We start from the raw sequence: 20,076 nt of genomic DNA, 5'->3' as shown, positions 1-20,076 counted from the left end.
AAATTATTTTCCCCCTGCAAAGTTGTAGCCTATATAAATAAAGCTTAAGACGTTATAGAAAAATGTTGCATGATCTGTACACATTATCCACAGCTGTGGACAAAAAAAGTGAACAACGCTGAATAATGTTATCCACAAGTTATGCACAGAATGTGGACAACTATTTTTATCCACAGCCTTATTTAGCTTTTATATCTTTCTTAGTTTATCAGAAAACGTCTTTGCTATCAAGTGCAGTAAATGATTGTTCACAAACATATACACCTGTTGATAACTGTTATCCACAACGGTGGGCTATGGGGATAAGCTGTCCATAAGCATGCATAAAATAAAAAGTAAAAAAAGTTATTAAATACCTTTGTGGATAATTAAGGACTAATATGTGCATAAATAAAAAGAGGACGGAAACAAAAATAACTGTGGATAACTTAATTAAGGAGGAAATACGTTTAAGTTAAAAAGAAACAAAGATTTTTTAATGAAAAATTCAAGTTGAAAATAAAGAGGCAGATAAAAATTAAAAATCTTGAAAATTTTTACAACAGAAAGAAGTAGTATTATATAGAAGAAAATCTGTATTTTATCAATTTAATAAATTATTTTCACTAAAGGTTTATTCGAATTCGATTGACAACAATGCCACTTATCTACTATAATTACCTAGTATGTCATTTTAATCAGTATTATGACACTTTTGGAATTTAGATTTTGAGGAGGTGTTGGATATGAAACAAACTTACCAACCAAAAAAACGTAAACATTCTAAAGTTCACGGTTTCCGTGCACGTATGAGTTCAAAAAACGGTCGTCGTGTATTAGCTGCTCGTCGTCGTAAAGGACGTAAAGTCTTATCAGCATAATAAGACCCACTGAGTTGTCTCAGTGGTTTTTTTTTGAATTAATTTAGCAAAGTAGCGTTTGTTTACAGTAATATTTGTCAAAGATAATACAACGCAGATATAAAATAATATTCAAATGAGGCTATATCTGTTTTTTTTTAAGAGAAATTCAGCTATAATAGACCTAGTTTGACATATTTATGAGTGCACAACTTTTTAGTAAACAGGTGGTGTTGATAAGAATTAATGAAAAAAGCAAATCGTATTAAACGTAATGAAGATTTTCAAACAATTTTCAAACATGGACATTCGACTGCCAACCGCCAATTTGTTATTTATAGCTATCCGAAAAAAGATCAAGCTCATTTTAGAGTTGGGTTATCAGTTAGCAAAAAATTAGGCGACGCGCATCTACGAAATTACATTAAACGCTGCTTGCGTCATGTAATGATGGAATTTGATGCAAACCAGTTGATTAAACATGATGTTGATATTGTTATTATCGCCAGAAATCCGGCGGCCACTATGACTTACCATGAGATGAAATCGAGTCTCGAACATGTATTGAAATTAGCAAAGGTGTACCAACACCGTTCTAAATAATATATCTATAAAATAGATAGGTTTTGGATAAGGGGGATTTATTGAGTGAAAGCAAATAAAAAATGGCTATTACTATTAATGGTCGCTTCATTAGTACTTGTTTTATCAGCGTGTTCGCCAACAGCAGGAGCAGCGTCAAATCCAATAGATGCAAATACAACAGGATTTTGGAGTCACTATATTGTATTTCCAATTAGTTGGTTAATCTTGAAGCTATCAGCCTTAGCAGGTAATAGCTATGGTATGGGTATTATTTTGATTACGATTGTTATCCGTTTATTGATTTTACCGTTGATGGTAAAACAATTACGTAGCCAACGTAACATGATGAAATTACAACCAAAAATTAAAGAAATCCAAGCTAAATACAAATCTAAAGATCGTGATACACAGATGTTACTACAACAAGAGACAATGGCATTATATAAAGAAAATAATGTTAATCCGTTAGCCGGTTGTTTACCATTACTTATTCAAATGCCTGTATTATTTGGTCTTTATGCTGCGATTAGACGTACTGAAGTATTAGAAACAGGAACATTCTTATGGTTCAATTTAGGCCAAGCAGATCATATGCATATTTTACCAATTTTAGCTGCTATTACAACATTCCTCTCTACTAAGTTGAGCATGATGTCTCAACCGAAACAAGAAGGTATGATGGCTTCGCAAATGAGTATGATGTTATATGTTATGCCAGCATTTATTTTATTCGCTGGTTGGTCATTACCATCTGCACTTGCTTTGTACTGGGTAATAGGTAATATCTTTATGGTATTCCAAACGTTGTTAATCAATAATCCGTTTAAAATCCGTCGTGAAATGGCTGAAGCACAAGCTGCATTAGATGCTGAAAAACGTCGTGAAGAACAATTGACATTGAAAGAACAACCAAGTACTAAAAAGAAATCAAAATCAAAAAAGAAAAAATAATTAATTAATGAAAAACGTTAGAGCCAAAAGGTTCTAACGTTTTTTTATTCTTTAAAAACCATTAGTAGCCTTAAAGTAGCTTGGATTTTAGGCCTGACATTCAATTTTGGACTCAGACCACTTGTTATTCACATGTGGATAAGTTAAAATAGAATGGAAACTATAATTGAATATATCTACAGGTGAAAGATGTGGATAAGTCAAAGACAACTAATGTTTAACGGGTATACGCTCTGTTATAACGTTTGTTCTTTTTGCTTATGATCTTTTAAACCTGTGTTGTTGAGCTAAAACTACATTGGGTATTTTTGGCTTTTTATTTTGTGCAAAAAAAGAAAGGGGCGGCAAAAAATGTTAGAATTTGATACGATTGCAGCGATTTCAACACCACCGGGTGAGGGGGCAATTTCAATTATTCGAGTGAGTGGCGATAATGCGGTTGCGATTGTAAATAAGGCTTATCAAGCTGGGAAAAAATCATTAGAAATGGTTGATTCACATACGATTCATTATGGTCATATTGTAAATCCTCAAACAAATGAAATGATTGATGAGGTAATGGTGACTGTTTTGCGAGCACCAAAAACATTTACACGTGAAGATTGCGTAGAAATTAACACACATGGCGGTATTGTAGCTGTTAACCGTGTTTTACAATTGATATTACAGTTGGGTGCACGCCTAGCTGAGCCTGGTGAATTTACGAAACGAGCGTTTCTCAATGGACGAATTGATTTATCTCAGGCGGAAGCAGTTATGGATTTAATTCGAGCTAAAACTGATCGAGCAATGGGTTTGGCATTGAAACAAATGGATGGAAACTTAAGCCGCTTGATCCGCAGTTTACGTCGTGAAATTTTAGATGTATTGGCACAAGTTGAAGTGAATATTGATTACCCAGAATATGATGATGTTGAAGAGATGACGCAACGTATGTTGTTGGAAAAAGCGACAGAGGTAAAAGGCTACGTATTGCAGTTACTTGAGACAGCGCAACAAGGTAAAATTTTACGTGATGGTTTATCAACAGCTATCATCGGTCGCCCAAATGTAGGGAAATCATCATTGCTAAACCAATTGATTCAAGAAGATAAAGCGATTGTGACGAACATCGCAGGTACGACGCGTGATATTGTGGAAGAATACGTCAATGTTAAAGGTGTACCGCTTAAATTAGTTGATACAGCTGGTATTCGTGAAACAGAGGATATCGTTGAGAAAATCGGTGTTGAACGTTCGCGCCAAGCACTGTCGGACGCAAGCTTTATATTGCTTGTTATCAACCAAGCAGAACCGTTAAGTATTGAAGATGAGGCATTATTTGAAGCAGCATCACATCAACCGTTCGTTGTTATTCTTAATAAAACAGATTTACCTACTGTGGCTGATGAAGCGCGTATTACTGAATTGGCACAAGGTAATCCAGTCGTTAAAATATCATTAGAGACACAAGAAGGCATCGATCAACTAGAGCAAGCAATTGCAGATTTCTTTTTCTCAGGCGCTGTTGTAAGTGAAGATGCTACTTATGTTTCCAATACACGTCATGTTGCTTTACTGAACAAAACAGTGGCTGCTTTTGACGAGGTGTTAAATGGTTTAGCGAATGATATGCCGGTCGATTTAGTACAAATGGATATGACACAAGCTTGGACGTTGCTTGGTGAAATTACTGGGGATGCCGTTCAAGATGAATTATTAGATCAATTATTCTCACAATTTTGTTTAGGGAAGTAAGGAAGGGATGTAAAAAAATGCAAACTTATGAAGCTGGAAATTATGATGTCATTGTTGTTGGTTCAGGACACGCAGGTGTTGAAGCGGGATTAGCTGCAGCGCGTATGGGCTGTAAAACATTGATGGTTACAATCAATCTCGATATGATTGGTTTTATGCCGTGTAACCCCTCAATCGGAGGGCCTGCTAAAGGTGTGGTTGTCCGTGAAATTGATGCCTTAGGTGGCGAAATGGGTCGTAATATCGATAAAACATATATTCAAATGCGTATGCTAAATACTGGGAAAGGTCCTGCAGTTCGTGCCTTACGTGCACAAGCTGACAAATGGGACTACCAATATGAAATGAAGCACACAATTGAAAAAGAAGATAATATTACATTGCGCCAAGGTTTGGTAGATGAATTGATTATCGAAGATGATGTTGTAACAGGTGTCATTACACAAACAGGTGGTATTTACCGTGGAAAAACAGTCATTATTACAACGGGAACATACTCACGTGGTGAAATCATTATTGGCGATATTAAATATTCAAGTGGTCCAAATAACCAACAACCGTCAGTGGCTCTTTCTAAACAATTAGAGACACTTGGATTTGACTTGTTACGCTTGAAAACAGGAACACCACCACGTGTGAAATCGACATCAATCGATTATTCACAAACAGAGATACAACCAGGTGATGAAGATCATCGTGGTTTTAGTTACGAAACAACTAAATTTATTACCGATCAAATCCCTTGCTGGTTAACTTATACAACTGAAGAAACACATGAAATTATTAAAGCGAACCTTCATCGTGCGCCAATGTTCACGGGTATTATTGAAGGAAGTGGCCCGCGTTACTGTCCATCAATTGAAGATAAAATTGTACGCTTTTCAGATAAACCGCGCCATCAAATATTCTTGGAACCAGAAGGTCGTCATACAGAAGAAGTATATGTTCAAGGACTATCTACAAGTATGCCTGAAGATGTGCAACATAAAATGCTTAATTCTATTCCAGGACTTGAAAATGCGTCAATGATGCGTGCAGGTTATGCAATTGAATACGATGCAGTGGCACCAACGCAATTGTGGCCAACACTAGAGACGAAACGGATTAAAAACCTGTATACAGCGGGTCAAATCAATGGTACAAGTGGTTATGAAGAAGCGGCTGGTCAAGGTATTATCGCAGGTATTAATGCTGCATTAGCAGTTCAAAATAAAGAACCGTTTATTATGAAACGTAGCGAGGGTTATATCGGTGTTATGATTGATGATCTTGTAACAAAAGGGACGAAAGAACCTTATCGTTTGTTAACATCACGCGCGGAATATCGACTTTTATTACGTCACGACAATGCTGATTTACGTTTAACTGAAAAAGGCCATGATATTGGCTTGATTACAGAAGAACGTTACCAAGCCTTTTTAAATAAAAAAGCACAGATTGCTGAGGAGTCAGATCGACTCAAATCAATTCGTGTAAAACCAACTGCAGAAGTACAAGCCTGGATGACTAAAATCGGGGGTTCATTACTAAAAGATGGTATTTTAGCTTGGGATCTTTTACGTCGCCCTGAAGTAACCTATGCAGACTTAATAGAAGTTATAGCAGCAAGTGATAATATCACTGAAGAAGTTGCTGAACAAGTAGAAATCCAAGTGAAATATGAGGGTTATATCAAAAAATCATTAGAACGTGTCGATAAACTTAAACGCATGGAACAAAAAACAATTCCTGTGGATTTAGATTATGATTATATTAGTGGTTTAGCAACAGAAGCACGCGAAAATCTTAAAGAAGTACAACCGTTAACGCTTGCTCAAGCAAGTCGTATTTCAGGTGTGAACCCTGCAGATGTATCAATTTTGATGGTGTATTTGGAGCAAGGTAAACTAGTAAGAGTTGGAGGCGAAGAATAAAGTGAACCCAGAACAATTCCGTGAAGCTTTGTTGGAAAAAGGCATCGCATTATCAGATGAGCAAATGAAACAATATCAAGTATATGCGGAGGTATTAGTGGAGTGGAATGAAAAAATGAATCTCACAGCTATTACTGATCCAGAGGAAATTTATCTTAAACACTTTTATGATTCAATTACCTTAGCCTTTTATTATGATATGGATCAATCTGTTAGCTTATGCGATGTAGGAGCTGGAGCTGGTTTCCCTAGCCTTCCAATTAAAATTGCTTTCCCGCAACTAAAAGTAACAATTGTTGATTCATTAAATAAACGTATTACGTTCCTTAACCATCTTGCAAGTGAATTAGGATTAAAGGATGTTTATTTTGTGCATGATCGCGCGGAAACATTTGGTCAAAATAAACAATATCGTGAGCAATTTGATATTGTAACCGCTCGAGCTGTGGCTAGAATGAGTGTTTTAGCTGAATTGTGTTTACCACTTGTTAAATTGCGCGGACATTTTGTTGCGCTTAAAGCGGCTCACACAGCAGCAGAGATGGTTGATGCTAAAAAGGGTATAAAGGTATTAGGTGGAGAGTTATTGAGTGATGAGGCCTTCATGCTGCCCGTTGAAGAGGCTGAGCGTCATGTTGTTACCATCGCTAAAAAACGTAAAACGCCTAAACAATACCCACGCAAACCTGGAACACCAAATAAAATGCCAATTGTATAGTGACTAAAAGCCAAGAACTCATCGGTTCTTGGCTTTTGTTATGCAATTAACTTTGGTATGATAGACACTAGAATGAAAGATGAGTAAAAAAAGAGACTGCACGTTTAAGTTGAGAGATTGTATTTTAGAGATTGTTTGCTAAAATATAATAATAGCGCATAACAATTCGTCCGTTAGCATTCGTTGAAGGGCAGATTAATTATAGATAGAGGGAAGGAGTCGAAGACCATTGGGTTTATTTGGCTTTGGAAAGAAACAAGCACGTCAACAAGAAGAAAAAATAATTGAAAAATTTGTTGAAGAATCACATAATCAGACGGTTGAAGAGCTCCCTATTACAAAAATTATAGCAAATCGTTTTCAACCTCGCGCTGTCTTTGATGAAGAAAAAATTGCTGAATTGTCACAGACTATTGCTGAACATGGGCTGATTCAACCTATTATTGTGCGAGAGTACAAAGAAGATGGTTACGAAATCATTGCAGGTGAACGTCGTTTCCGTGCGATGAATTTATTGAAGTGGGAAAAGGTTCCTGCAATTGTTAATCAATTATCAGACAAAGAGGTTGCCTCAATTGCCTTGATTGAAAACTTACAGCGAGAAGAATTGACTGCGATTGAAGAAGCACATGCCTATAAGCGTTTAATTGCCTTACACCAAATTACACAAGGTGAGTTGGCTAAGCAATTAGGAAAAAGTCAATCAACTGTAGCAAATAAATTACGCTTGCTAAAGTTAGGTGAATCGGTGCAAACAGCAGCTTTGAATAAACAAATTACAGAGCGCCATGCCCGTGCTTTAATCGCATTAGATGAGGCACAACAAGCAGAATTATTAAAAGAAATTATCGAACACGAACTCACTGTAAAGGCAACCGAAAATCGTGTGCAAAAACTGTTGGATAAGGTGAATGCGCCTAAAAAACGTCAAATTAAGAGTCGTGATTTTAGAATTGCTGTTAATACAATCAAAGAATCATTGGATTTGGTAAATAAAACCGGTATTCCAGTTGAAACGATTGAAAATGAAACAGAAGAATACATTGAAATTTCTATTAAAATCTCTAAAAATAAATAATTTATTTATTAATAAGATACAGGCGTAGGCACTTTCGGAAGTGCCTGCGCTTATTTCAACAGAAAAGGTAGTGAAAATATGAAAAGAGCTGCAGTATATTGTGGAGCCGCAGAGGGTATTAATCCTATATATAAAGAACAAACAATTGCTTTGGGAGAATGGTTACTTGCTAACAACTATGAGTTGGTTTATGGTGGCGGTAAAGTAGGACTGATGGGTATAATTGCTGATACGATTTTAAAAGGTCACGGTAATGTCACGGGTATTATGCCTAAATTTTTAAAAGATCGTGAGATAGCACATGAAAAATTAACGACTTTAGAGGTGGTAGAAACAATGCCGGAGCGCAAAACTCGCATGATTGATCTGGCTGATGTTTTTATTGCACTTCCAGGAGGGCCAGGCACATTGGAAGAAATTTCAGAAGTAATCTCGTTAGGGCGTGTCGCTCAACACCAAAATCCATGTGTTTTATATAATGTAGCTGGTTATTACGATGGATTGGCAAGTTTTTTTGATACGATGGTTGCTTCGGGATTTTTATCACAAACTGATCGAGATAATATTTGCATCTCAGATTCACTCAGTAAAATTAAAACATTCATTGAAAATTATCAAGCGCCTAAAGCACGCGAATATCGCTAATTTATCAGGTATAAGGGTACTGTGCAACTAGTAGTTGCGTTTAAGCAACCATGAGCTTCTTTTAATAAATATAATTATTAAGTATAGTTAATACTATAATAATAAGGAGTTGATTAACCATGCATCTTGGGGAACGATTGAAGTTATTGCGTGAAAAAGAAGGCTATTCACAAGAAGAATTGGCGACCATCTTAAACTTGAAGCGACAGTCTATTTCAAAATGGGAAGTTGGTGGCGGATACCCTGATATCGAAAATTTGATTAAGTTGAGCGAACTTTATGAAGTAAGTTTGGATGAATTAATTAAAGGTGACCGCGATTTCCAAAAAAACATCACGGTAAATGAAGCGAAGCCAAATGATTTTATAGCGTTATTCAAACAATTTTGGTGGTTGATTTTCCCTATTTATGGAATGATTATGGGATTGTTGGGTGCGTTGAAATAAAGAGCGTTATTATTAATTAATAGCTAATAAGAGCGGGGTGTTATCGTTATTTTTTAACGAACAATCCGTTCTTATTTTTATATTGTTAAACATGTTAGTTAATATTTAAATACGGAATTTGGTAGTTTAAAGATATAAATGATGTTATTTTTATTGCTTTATAGAAGAGACGATATCCCTGAAAAATAATGGCATTGAAAAGGAAGTTGTATTTAAATTCGTCTTATATTAACATGATTACGGCTTTTTTTGCTACAATTAAAGAGTAAGTAATAATAAAAGACTGCGTTAGCAGGACTGTAATAATATCGGTTGGATAATTAATGAAATAAGAACTCTAAGTTGTAAAAAAAGCAAGGTAGTATGCAAACGCAAATCTTAATTTTTTATACACATGGAGTAGGTTGATTACGAAAACTCCTAATTTGAGAGAGTAGGTTGAATCGAATGGTCAGAATTTTAGCAATTGCCAACCAAAAAGGTGGCGTCGGTAAAACAACAACAGCGATAAATTTGGGTGCAAGTTTAGCGATTATTGGTCACCGTGTATTATTAGTGGACACTGATCCACAAGGGAATACTAGCAGTGGTGTCGGAATCAAAAAGGCAGAAGTTAAACAGTGTATTTATGATGTTCTAGTTGGAGATGTACCGTTAGAAGATGTGATCATAACATCGGATGTTAAAAATTTAGATGTTGTACCTGCAACGATTCAACTAGCAGGCGCGGAAATTGAATTAGTATCCACAATATCGCGTGAAAGACGTTTAGAGAACGCGTTAGAAACTGTATCTGAAAGATATGATTTTATCATTATTGATTGTCCACCATCTTTAGGAATTATTACGTTAAATGCTTTGACGGCAGCAAATGGATTATTAATACCTGTACAATGTGAATTTTATGCATTAGAAGGTTTAACACAGTTGCTAAATACTGTGAAATTAGTGCAACGCCATTTAAATAAAAATCTCGAAATTGAGGGTGTTTTATTAACGATGTATGATGCACGTACAAATTTAGGACAACAGGTTATTGCTGAAGTTAAAAAACATTTTGGCCCGCAGGTCTATCAAACAGTTATCCCACGAAATGTTCGTTTGAGTGAAGCGCCAAGTTATGGACAACCCGCTGTCATCTATGATGTGAAATCAAAGGGTGCAGAGGCTTATATAGAATTAGCAAAGGAAGTGAAAGCAAATGTCTAAAGGTTTAGGTAAAGGCATTAGCGCATTATTCGGTGATATGGGGCTTTCTAATGAGGAAACAATCGAAGAGGTCATGTTAACAAAAATCATCTCGAATCCCTATCAACCACGTACGATATTTGATGAACAAGCTCTAAAAGAATTAGCAGAATCAATCACTGCAAATGGTGTTTTACAGCCAGTTATTTTGCGTAAAATTAATAATAAATATGAAATTGTTGCCGGAGAACGTCGTTGCCGTGCCTCTAAATTAGCAGGGATTGAAACGATTCCAGCAATTATACGTGATTATTCAGACGATCAAATGATGGATTTAGCAATTTTAGAAAACTTACAACGTGAGAACCTATCTGTTTTAGAAGAAGCGAATGCGTATCAACTTTTGATTGAAAAACGACAGTTAACACAGAGTGAAATTGCGAAAAAATTAGGTAAAAGTCGCCCTTATATCGCTAACTATTTAAGACTGTTAAAATTACCAACTGAAGTTAAAAAAATGTTAGAACAACAGTTGTTGTCAATGGGACAAGCACGTTCACTTTTAGGATTGGTAGAATCAGATCAACTTTTAGCGGTAGCTAAAAAAGCTGTTGCTCAACAAATGACCGTACGTCAATTAGAGCAATATGTTACGGAATTAAATGCCAATAAAAATATGAAGCAAACAAAAAACAACGTTGGTAAGAAACAAAAACCAAGTTTTATTCGCGCAACAGAAACGCAATTACAATCAAAATTTGGTTCCGCAGTTGAAATCAAAAAAGTCGGTAAAAAGGGTAAAATTGAAATTCAATTTTTATCTGAGGACGATTTTAACCGTATATTGAATATATTAGAGATAGAATTGTAAAAAGGAGAGACATGTGATGGGTTATGATTTGAAAAGTGTCGTGGAAATGAAAAAGCAACACCCTTGCGGTAGTAATGAATGGGAAATAATTCGCATGGGCATGGACATTCGAATAAAGTGTCTTGGATGCGGACATAGCGTATTAATTCCACGTCGCGATTTTGATAAAAAAATCAAGAAAATTATTCGGTAACTCACAAATCTTTTTTAAAAAAAGATAGCCTGTGTTATACTAGCTAAAAATTAAGTGAGAGAAATGATTGAGGTGGAAATTGATGAGTGAAACTGAAACACGACGTTCGAAAGTGAAGAAAAAACATCCGGTTAGGAAAGCAATTTTAATGTTAATTTTAATACTAGTGCTAGCAATTGCTGGTGTGGCTGGATACCTTTATTTCAAAACAAATAGTACAGTGAGTAAAATTAATGCGCCATTGAAAACAAGTGCAACTAATATTGCTGATAAAAAACCATTTGCAGTTTTGTTACTTGGTACGGACAATGATTTAGATAGTAAGGGGCGTCAACGTCCAGGTCTATCCGATACAATGATTTTAGCGGTGGTAAATCCTCAAAAGGAAAAAACATATCTTCTTAGTTTACCACGTGATACACGTGTGCCGATTGTAGGTCATGGTACAGAAGAAAAAATCAACTCAGCTTTTGCTTATGGTGGGGCACAAATGGCAGTAGATACAGTTTCAGAGTTTATGGACATCCCCGTAAACTACTATGTGAATATGAATATGGATGGCTTTAAGCAACTTGTTGATGCAGTGGATGGTGTAACGGTTAACAATAAGCTAAACTTTAAACAGGATGGCATTACTTTTAACACGGGTAACATCAATTTGTCAGGAAAAGAAGCTTTAGCTTATTCACGTATGCGTTATGAAGATCCGAAAGGTGATTTTGGTCGTCAACAACGTCAACGTCAGGTAATTGAAGCAGTCACACGCAAAGCAACTTCGAGTAGTGTGGTATTCAATTACAATGACATTTTAAAAGCAATTGGCAATAACGTCGAGACAAACCTTGATACGAAGGATATGATTTCGATTGCTAAAAACTATCGCGGTGTTGTCAACAATGTCACTGAATCATCGATTGAAGACGGTACAGGTGAAACCTTGATGAATCCTGATGGAGCAACAACAAGCTGGTATTATGTTGTATCAGATGATGTTAAAGCTAAATATCAAAAAGAATTGAAAGAAGCTTTAGCAGAATAAATATAATACATATCATAGTAAAGGCGAAGAGTAGAGATGTAAATCTCATGGCTCTTTGCTTTTTTGTTTCATGTGAAACAGAGAAAGGTTGTAAACTTTTGGCTTTATAATTTAGGGTGTTGGTGAGTTTTCACTGATGCTTATTTTTTCACAAAAAAAGACATGTATGCGGACTATTATTCCGATACATGTCTTTTTCGATAATAGTATTTATTTCATGTAGAAACGCTGATGCTTTTTTGTTGAATATTTTTCTAGTTGTTAAAATTCACTGGCGATTCGGGCATCAATAAAGTCAGCTAAGTGAACAACAAATTCGACTGTTGTTCTTGGAACCACTGGTGAGCCCCATTCCGGTTTGTAATGATGAGATTGAATAACGGCCAAAGTGTCTAACCAATCATTTAAACTTAATTCGGTATTATTTTGGTACATCTGGCGTGAAATATACATTACGCCTAATTGGATATGACCAAAACGCTTCCCTAGAACATCCATATCAATTGCTCCTGCACGATGATGTGGTACTTCGAAATTATCGCCAAACCAACGTTTGTATTTATCACCAGACTCATCGCCAACACTGCTATATTCGATGATTTTTCCAATATCATGGAAGATAATACCAAACAATAACGTGTCCAAAGAAAGTGGTTCGGTTATAGATGTTGTTAAAATACGTTGTGACAATTCGGCAATATGATTGCTTGTTTCATTAGGTGCAGTTTTTTTATAGGCTGTTTGTGGCGTTAAATCGGTGAGCATTTTTTTCCAGTCCAACGATTGAAATGTACGTGTGATAATGTTTAAATAGGTAGCTAAACTTGTTGGATTTTCAGCATGTTGATGTATATGATAAGCGATACGCATAACTTCCGTGGTATGCTGCAACAGCCCCATTCGATAATTATGATGATGGCCTTTCGCACCATAACGTAATGAAAAATCTGCCCACAAATCATCAAGCAAATAAAAAGTAGTGTTTTGAAATGGTTTACTTAGCAATGAGATGTAGAAGAAAAACTCATCAACAATTGCTTGCGGTGTATCATCAGGCATTTGTCTTTGTAATAATGCTGTATCATCATTATAGTCTGCTGGTTTGATGGCGGAACACATCAATGAAAAACGTCCGCTTTTTTTAGGGAACTCATTTAATTTAGCTGTGATTGAGACGATTGACTGTTGATTTAATTTTTCTAGTTGTAGATCTGCATCGCCATTAATCCATTGGCGACCTTCAAATGTTCCTGTAGCATTTTCTAAGGAAAACGAGATATAAGAACCTTTATTTGTAGCTGTCCCCATTAAAAAGAGACCGTTTACGGGTTGACCATCTTTTTGTTCAAGTACTTGATTAGATAGTGTTGCATCAATCGTTGGCACTGGAAAACGTTCAACCAATTTACATGAGAAATTTTTTTCTAATTCAATAAGGCCAAATGTAATTTTATCAGCAGGAGGTTTACTCCAAAAAGCAGTTTTTTCGTTTGACCCCTCAAAAAAAAGTGATTTTAGCGTCATTCTACACGCACATCCTTTCCTTACTACATTGTAAAAGGTATTTTACAAGATAGCTACAAAAAACCCCCATCCCTCAAATAGAATGAGAGATGGGGGTTAACTATGTTAACCTAACTTATTCAGCAAGTTGCTGCTTAAGTAGTTGACTGTATTCTTTGATGTATTTATCTGAAATCACATAGGTGCTTGGTACTCGTTTATCAGTCGAGTTATTTGGACGCACGATTTTACCGCCTTCAATCGTATTTTGCTTAACTGTCTTAATGTTACGGTAGTTTTTAGCGATTCCAAAAATTTCCTTCATGCTGATATTGGTGGTTACATTCTCACCAATGATGTCCATGATGGCGTTATAATTCATTAATCCTTTAGCCGATACAAGTTTAACAAAAAGGGCATCAACTGTTTGTCTTTGACGTTTTTGACGTCCAAAATCATCATTAGGATCATTATAGCGCATTAAACTATAGCTTAGCGCTTTCTCTCCAGAAAGAGTGAGTGAGCCTTTAGGGAAATTGAAACCATCTTGAGTGAATTCAAACGTATTCTTAACAGTCACGCCATCGACTGCATCAACAAGTTGTTCTAAACCGTCCATATTTAAAGTGACGTAATGATCGATAGACACGTCAAATAAATCGGATACAGTATCAACGGATTTTTGAGCTCCACCGATAGTATAGGCTGTTGAAATCTTTCCTTTTTTACTTTCGCCTGAAATAGGTGTTATCATATCACGCGGTATACTTAATAAGTTCATTTCATTTTTTGATGGATTTACTGTAGCTAGTACCATTGTATCTGAAGCACCACGTAGTTGGCGTTTCGCATTAGATGGTTGGGTTCCAATCCCCATCAATAAAACGGTGAAAGGTTTTTCATCAACAACCTTTGTAGAAGTTGTCTTAAGCGGTTCATTGATTTTATCGACCGTATCAGCAGCTTTATAATACATGTAGCCTGCAATCCCACCAATAACTAATAGCAAAAGTAATAAAGGGATTAGTATTTTTTTAAGTAATCCTTTTTTGATTTTGACTTTGTTTTTGAGGGTGCCTTTTTCTTATTCATTTTATACCTCCGACTTTACAAGTAGTTTAAAGTTAAACTATAGCATGTCAAAGGCGCTTTATCCGTCTCATAAATTGTCATAAAACATTAAAAATTTAGAACCGAGATAATACAGTGTCAAATATTTAACAAATTGTATGCAATGTTTTTTTGCTTATGTCACTATGGAAAAAATGATTTTGCCAAATCTGTGTTTTTTGTGCTTGTGTACTCATGGCTAAATCCCAAGGGGGATAAATACGCATGGCCATTTTGCCAATTGAATTGTTGTTCGAAATTATTTTTTTAGTAATTAAGATATGTTTAGGGAAAATAAAATAACCTGTATTTAATGAATCGTTAACTGCAATAATGAGTAAATCAGGGGTGTTATTTACATGGAAGGGTTGGTTTTTACCACCTGTATTTTTCTCCCAAAAAGCAACGAATTGGCCATTTTTTTTAGGTGTTATTTTTGCCTTTCTAAAACGTGCAGTATGACCTGCGATTGTGAATCGAAAAGCATCGTATTCGGCATTTTGTGTTTCAGGTAAAACCTCGGTAATAGTTACGTCAGAATAATTTAATATTTTTTTTAGAATAGGTATGTCAATAGGATTGATATAAACCATCAAATCGCCTCCTTATGTATCTTATTTTAAAGTTTTTGCCTGTGAATATCCAACGTAATCAATCCATATTTTTATGGTATGATAGTAGAGATGGATTTTTGATTTCATTTTAACTCAAAAACCTATATAATATAAATTAATGTTATTTTAGAAAAAAGTAAGGTTAATCAGGTTTTTTACTTAAAATTAAGACTTGGATAATTTGCTATAATTACTATATAAAACTATTATTTATGAATTGAAGGAGTGCAAACACAATGCCATTAACAGCCGGAATCGTAGGTTTACCCAACGTAGGTAAGTCGACATTATTTAATGCAATAACAAAAGCGGGTGCAGAAGCAGCTAACTATCCTTTTGCAACGATTGATCCTAATGTGGGTCGTGTAGAAGTACCAGATGAAAGATTAGAAAAATTAATGGAAATGTATGTACCAAAAAAATCAATTCCAACGACTTTTGAATTTACAGATATTGCTGGAATCGTACGTGGTGCAAGTAAAGGTGAAGGACTTGGTAACAAATTCCTTTCACATATTCGCCAGGTAGATGCAATTTGTCATGTTGTTCGTTGTTTTATTGATGAAAACATTACACATGTTGAAGGCCGCATCAATCCATTAGACGATATCGAAACAATTAATTTAGAGCTTATCCTTGCAGATTTAGAGTCGGTTGATAAGCGTGTGAAGCGTGTAGAAAAATTAGCTAAACAACGTGATAAAGAAGCCGTTGATGAGCTTGCAGTATTGGTTAAAGTACAAGCGGCATTAGAAAACGATAAGCCTGCGCGTTCGTTAGAATTATCAGAAGAAGAAGATATTATTTTAAAAGGTCTTTTCTTGTTAACTTCTAAACCAGTACTTTACGTTGCAAATGTAGCTGAAGATGAAGTCGCTGCTGGTAGTGAAAATCAATTTGTGGCAAGTGTACGTGACTATGCAGCTGCTGAAAAAGCAGAAGTAATCGTCATTTGTGCAAGTGCAGAAGAAGAGATTGCTGAACTTGATGAAGATGATAAACAAGATTTCCTTGAAGCCATGGGTGTTGAGAAGTCAGGTTTAGATCTCTTAATTCATTCAGCATACTCATTATTAGGATTAGCAACATACTTTACTGCGGGTGTTCAAGAAGTGCGCGCATGGACATTCCAACAAGGTATGAAAGCACCTCAATGTGCAGGGATTATTCACTCTGACTTTGAACGAGGGTTTATTCGAGCAGAAACAACTGCCTATGATGATTTAATAGAGTATGGCTCTGAAAAAGCAGCAAAAGAGGCCGGTCGTGTTCGTGCAGAAGGAAAAGAATACGTTGTTAAAGATGGCGACGTGTTACATTTCTTATTCAACGTATAGATAGAGGGGGAACACTAGATGGAACAAACATATCGTTTTAATCAAGAAGGGTTAACGAAGAAAAACTTGCAGTATATCGTTGACGTTGAGCGTCACCTTCGTACAGCAGCTGTTCTACCAGAAGATCAGATCGTAACGCTAATCGATACAATGGTAACGGATGTCAAAGAAGCACAGAAAAAAAGTATTACAGCTCGTAGTCTTTTCGGTAAAGCGCCGCAACAATATGCTGATGAGCAAAATGAAGTGATTACAAAACCTAAACCTAAAGAGCCAAGTTGGTTATTACGTGGTATTGATGGTGGTTTACTCGTTATGGGAATCATGTTATTGGCAGTTGCCGGAACAGCCTTTTTTGGTAAATCAAGCTCAAATGTTACAACAATTCCAATTTCACTTATCCTGATGTCGTTCTTTATTGGTGGAGCAGGTATGGCCGGTATGCAATACTATACACTCCGAATTAAAGAACAGGGACGTAAAGGATTAATGAAGTATGTACTTTACGCTGTTATTTTTGTAATTGTATGGATGTTGTTAGCCTTTGTGTTCACAGCAATTTTACCAGTAAAATGGAACATCATTTTAGAACCAACAATCGCAATTGTTTTAGGTGTTGTTGTATTGCTTCTTAAATGGTACCTTAAACGTAAATTTAACATTACACCAATTACACGTTATTAAAAGTGACATTGGAAAAGTATAATCAATAATAAAAAGGATTGCAGCTATGCCTGCAATCCTTTTTTTATCCCATATTTTTAATATCTAGTAATAGAGGTATTATTTATATAATAAGTATAGTTCTAACAGAAGATATTTAAAGTTAGACCATATTTGGATACAGAATGAGATTAAACTTGATAAAGATTATAAATGAACGCAACTAATAGGCTAATAAAAAAGGAAATTCTTTTTAATCTCGTGTATATTAAACATTAGTATTTTATTTTTTATTCAGAAAATAAGGAGGAACAAAATGAAAAATTTCACTTCGGTATTTATTACTTTAATAATTCTGCTTTTGACATGGTTCTTGATTCCGAGAGTTTATCAAATATATGGAATTATAGCTGCTCCTTTTATTGGCTATTTTTTAACAAAAGCAATTGATAATAACTCTGAAAAATAATTATAGATACATACCATGCTTCATTTTAAAAATTGGGGGAGGATTTATATGTTAGAAAAACAACTTAAATCAGCACGTCTTAGCAACAACTTCACGCAACAAGAGGTGGCAGATAAACTTAACATTTCGAGACAATCGATTTCAAAATGGGAAAATGGGTCAAGTGCTCCTGATGTTCATACGCTGAAAATGCTAGCGTCTTTTTATAAAACTTCTATACAAGACCTTACAAAAGAAAATGAACATATTGAGAGGAAAATTGAAACTAATAAACATAACATTCATACACAAAAACAAAAATTTTCAAATATAAAAAAGACACTCACTAAAAATGAGACAGATGATAGTTGGTTTTTATTGATTATGCTTTTTTTCACTTTTATTTATGCTCCGTTAAGTTTTATTGTGATACCTTTGGTTATTATAAAAAACAAAAAAGATAACCATTTATATAAATGGATTGTCATTGTGACTATTATTACGACGGCATTTACCTGTTTTGTTGTATACGGCTGGCTAAGTGATGTTTTCAACTTCGGAGGAACGATTACTGTAGAGTAATTAATTCCTCTACAAAAATCTTGAATAAACACACAACCGTCTTAAGAAGGTTGTGTGTTTTTATGAATTGTTAATTTATAGTCAAAATCTAAAATTGAGTTGTATATTAATGGGTTAATGGAAATTATTCAGCAATTAAAAACCACTCAATCTATTTATAAAATTTCCGTAGCCACTTTATTTTGTCTTTGTATGGTGGAAATAGAAATGCGATACGAATACGAGAACGGCGTTTTAAGATGCTTTTTTGATGCGAGAACGTATCATAACTAGTTTTACCATGATAGGAACCACTACCAGAAGAACCTACGCCCCCGAACGGTAAGTGTTCATTAGCTACATGTGAAATCGTATCGTTCCAGCATCCACCTCCGAAGCTAACTGTATCGAATAGTTCGGTTGCTATCTGTTTGTTTTCTGTAAAGGCATAAAGTGCGAGTGGTGTTGGATTTTCATCAATGATTGTATAAACTTCAGCAAGATCATTGTAAGTTAATAGGGGGAGAATAGGCCCGAAAATTTCTTCTTGCATTGAAGCAACACTAGTATTAGGAATATCAAGCAAGGTGGGTTCAATAAAAAGTTTATTGGCATCACTCTTTCCACCAGCAACAATGTATTTTTTGTCGGTTGCTATTATTTTATTGAGGCGATTAAAATGTTTTTCGTTTACAATGCGTCCATAATCTTTATTGTTTTCAGTATTGTGGCCATAAAAGGCTGTAATTACTTCTTTAATCGTCGTTATTAATGCTGCTTTTTTGGAGTGGTGAACTAAGATGTAGTCAGGAGCAATGCATGTTTGACCTGTATTTAAAAATTTACCCCAGACTATCCGTTCAGCAGCATGTTTAATATTGGCATCTTCCGTGACAATGACGGGACTTTTCCCGCCTAACTCTAGTGTGACTGGAATGAGAAGTTTTGCTGCAGCCTCATAGACGATTTTTCCTACAACACTACTGCCAGTGAAGAAGATGTAATTAAAAGGCAACGTGAGTAAATAAGTAGTTGTAGAAGCGACACCTTCAACAACAATAACGATTTCTTCTGTGAAATGGGCATGTATCATGTCAGATATAATGCGCGAAACGTTAGGTGTCATTTCACTTGTTTTAATAACAGCACAATTACCTGCTGCTAAGGCACCAATTAATGGTTCGATAATCAGTTGTAGAGGGTAGTTAAATGGGCCAATAATTAATACGACACCATAGGGTTCATTATAGATTTTACTTGTCGCAGAAAATAAGGCCAGAGGTGTACGTACTGTTTTAGGTTTATCCCAATGTTCCAGTTTTTTTAAAGTAGTTTTGATGCTCTTCAAACAAAATCCTATTTCCGTCGCATAGGATTCAAATTCACTTTTACCTAAATCCTTCTCTAGTGCATTTAACAATGGTTTTTCGTAAGTAAGTAATGCTTGTTGAAGATTTTCTAACTGCTGTCTTCTAAAAGGTATTGGTCTAGTCTTGTTGGTCTTGAAAAAGTTTTTTTGTTGCTTAAATAAGGTAGTTATTTCGAGGTTACGCATATTTATAGCTCCTTATAACTGTATTTTAAAAAATAGTAATTGTGTTAGTGAAAAAGACGAATAACTCTTCACGTTATTACAC

General features: G+C 35.3%; 21 protein-coding genes. 17 read left to right on the top strand and 4 right to left on the bottom strand.

The window, feature by feature from the left end:
- The first annotated feature begins 725 nt into the window (after nucleotides 1–725).
- From rpmH to V6S17_RS12580, 13 genes are all read left to right on the top strand, one after another.
- Nucleotides 726–860 (top strand): 50S ribosomal protein L34, encoded by a 135-nt coding sequence (rpmH, locus tag V6S17_RS12640; protein WP_029091329.1) that lies wholly within the window; start codon nucleotides 726–728, stop codon nucleotides 858–860.
- Nucleotides 861–1,085: 225 nt separating this feature from the next.
- A complete protein-coding gene (rnpA, locus tag V6S17_RS12635; protein ID WP_029091330.1) occupies nucleotides 1,086–1,442 on the top strand; it encodes a ribonuclease P protein component in 357 nt (118 codons plus the stop codon).
- A gap of 45 nt (nucleotides 1,443–1,487) precedes the next feature.
- Nucleotides 1,488–2,375: a membrane protein insertase YidC gene (gene yidC / locus V6S17_RS12630; RefSeq protein ID WP_029091331.1), complete on the top strand. Its 888-nt coding sequence runs from the start codon at nucleotides 1,488–1,490 to the stop codon at nucleotides 2,373–2,375.
- Nucleotides 2,376–2,726: 351 nt separating this feature from the next.
- Nucleotides 2,727–4,112, top strand: coding sequence for a tRNA uridine-5-carboxymethylaminomethyl(34) synthesis GTPase MnmE (mnmE, locus tag V6S17_RS12625; protein ID WP_036027165.1), 1,386 nt, complete (start codon nucleotides 2,727–2,729; stop codon nucleotides 4,110–4,112).
- 17 nt (nucleotides 4,113–4,129) lie between these two features.
- A complete protein-coding gene (gene mnmG / locus V6S17_RS12620; RefSeq protein WP_029091333.1) occupies nucleotides 4,130–6,025 on the top strand; it encodes a tRNA uridine-5-carboxymethylaminomethyl(34) synthesis enzyme MnmG in 1,896 nt (631 codons plus the stop codon).
- Between the two features lies 1 nt (nucleotide 6,026).
- The gene (rsmG, locus tag V6S17_RS12615) at nucleotides 6,027–6,743 is read left to right on the top strand and encodes a 16S rRNA (guanine(527)-N(7))-methyltransferase RsmG (RefSeq protein ID WP_029091334.1); all 717 of its coding nucleotides are present in this window, start codon (nucleotides 6,027–6,029) and stop codon (nucleotides 6,741–6,743) included.
- Nucleotides 6,744–6,972: 229 nt separating this feature from the next.
- Nucleotides 6,973–7,821, top strand: coding sequence for a nucleoid occlusion protein (gene noc, locus V6S17_RS12610; RefSeq protein ID WP_036027166.1), 849 nt, complete (start codon nucleotides 6,973–6,975; stop codon nucleotides 7,819–7,821).
- Nucleotides 7,822–7,899: 78 nt separating this feature from the next.
- A complete protein-coding gene (locus tag V6S17_RS12605; RefSeq protein WP_029091336.1) occupies nucleotides 7,900–8,466 on the top strand; it encodes a TIGR00730 family Rossman fold protein in 567 nt (188 codons plus the stop codon).
- A 119-nt stretch (nucleotides 8,467–8,585) separates the two neighbouring features.
- A complete protein-coding gene (locus V6S17_RS12600) occupies nucleotides 8,586–8,912 on the top strand; it encodes a helix-turn-helix domain-containing protein (protein WP_029091337.1) in 327 nt (108 codons plus the stop codon).
- 447 nt (nucleotides 8,913–9,359) lie between these two features.
- Nucleotides 9,360–10,121 carry a ParA family protein gene (locus V6S17_RS12595; RefSeq protein WP_029091338.1) on the top strand — a complete coding sequence of 254 codons (762 nt, stop codon included), beginning with the start codon at nucleotides 9,360–9,362 and terminating at the stop codon, nucleotides 10,119–10,121.
- Nucleotides 10,114–10,971 carry a ParB/RepB/Spo0J family partition protein gene (locus V6S17_RS12590; RefSeq protein ID WP_029091339.1) on the top strand — a complete coding sequence of 286 codons (858 nt, stop codon included), beginning with the start codon at nucleotides 10,114–10,116 and terminating at the stop codon, nucleotides 10,969–10,971. Before V6S17_RS12595 ends, V6S17_RS12590 begins: the two co-directional genes overlap by 8 nt.
- A 16-nt stretch (nucleotides 10,972–10,987) precedes the next feature.
- Entirely contained in the window at nucleotides 10,988–11,164 is a 177-nt protein-coding gene (locus V6S17_RS12585; RefSeq protein WP_080712896.1) for a DUF951 domain-containing protein, read from the top strand.
- An 82-nt stretch (nucleotides 11,165–11,246) separates the two neighbouring features.
- Entirely contained in the window at nucleotides 11,247–12,203 is a 957-nt protein-coding gene (locus tag V6S17_RS12580) for an LCP family protein (RefSeq protein ID WP_029091341.1), read from the top strand.
- 261 nt (nucleotides 12,204–12,464) lie between these two features.
- On the opposite strand, the gene V6S17_RS12575 is transcribed toward V6S17_RS12580, so the two are convergent.
- From V6S17_RS12575 to V6S17_RS12565, 3 genes are all read right to left on the bottom strand, one after another.
- Nucleotides 12,465–13,727, bottom strand: coding sequence for a hypothetical protein (locus V6S17_RS12575; RefSeq protein ID WP_029091342.1), 1,263 nt, complete (start codon nucleotides 13,725–13,727; stop codon nucleotides 12,465–12,467).
- A gap of 115 nt (nucleotides 13,728–13,842) precedes the next feature.
- On the bottom strand, nucleotides 13,843–14,682 hold the full coding sequence (locus V6S17_RS12570; RefSeq protein ID WP_051535962.1) for an LCP family protein: 840 nt from the start codon (nucleotides 14,680–14,682) through the stop codon (nucleotides 13,843–13,845).
- A 241-nt stretch (nucleotides 14,683–14,923) separates the two neighbouring features.
- On the bottom strand, nucleotides 14,924–15,409 hold the full coding sequence (locus tag V6S17_RS12565) for a MepB family protein (protein ID WP_036027168.1): 486 nt from the start codon (nucleotides 15,407–15,409) through the stop codon (nucleotides 14,924–14,926).
- 257 nt (nucleotides 15,410–15,666) lie between these two features.
- On the opposite strand from V6S17_RS12565, the gene ychF reads away from it, so the two are divergent.
- The 4 genes from ychF to V6S17_RS12545 all read left to right on the top strand — a co-directional run bounded on the left by ychF (nucleotide 15,667) and on the right by V6S17_RS12545 (nucleotide 18,460).
- The gene (gene ychF / locus V6S17_RS12560) at nucleotides 15,667–16,767 is read left to right on the top strand and encodes a redox-regulated ATPase YchF (RefSeq protein WP_029091345.1); all 1,101 of its coding nucleotides are present in this window, start codon (nucleotides 15,667–15,669) and stop codon (nucleotides 16,765–16,767) included.
- Between the two features lie 18 nt (nucleotides 16,768–16,785).
- Nucleotides 16,786–17,451, top strand: coding sequence for a DUF1129 domain-containing protein (locus V6S17_RS12555; RefSeq protein ID WP_029091346.1), 666 nt, complete (start codon nucleotides 16,786–16,788; stop codon nucleotides 17,449–17,451).
- A 295-nt stretch (nucleotides 17,452–17,746) separates the two neighbouring features.
- Nucleotides 17,747–17,899, top strand: coding sequence for a hypothetical protein (locus tag V6S17_RS12550; protein WP_154657732.1), 153 nt, complete (start codon nucleotides 17,747–17,749; stop codon nucleotides 17,897–17,899).
- A 48-nt stretch (nucleotides 17,900–17,947) separates the two neighbouring features.
- A complete protein-coding gene (locus V6S17_RS12545) occupies nucleotides 17,948–18,460 on the top strand; it encodes a helix-turn-helix transcriptional regulator (RefSeq protein WP_036027170.1) in 513 nt (170 codons plus the stop codon).
- A gap of 151 nt (nucleotides 18,461–18,611) precedes the next feature.
- Here the strand turns inward: V6S17_RS12545 and V6S17_RS12540 are convergent, their stop codons facing one another.
- The gene (locus tag V6S17_RS12540; protein ID WP_029091347.1) at nucleotides 18,612–19,994 is read right to left on the bottom strand and encodes an aldehyde dehydrogenase; all 1,383 of its coding nucleotides are present in this window, start codon (nucleotides 19,992–19,994) and stop codon (nucleotides 18,612–18,614) included.
- Between the last annotated feature and the right edge of the window lie 82 nt (nucleotides 19,995–20,076).

Origin of the sequence: Brochothrix thermosphacta DSM 20171 = FSL F6-1036, assembly GCF_036884295.1 — a bacterium.
GTDB lineage: Bacteria > Bacillota > Bacilli > Lactobacillales > Listeriaceae > Brochothrix > Brochothrix thermosphacta.
Note: the sequence above shows the minus strand (reverse complement) of the source record. Positions and strands in the feature narration are given on the sequence as shown.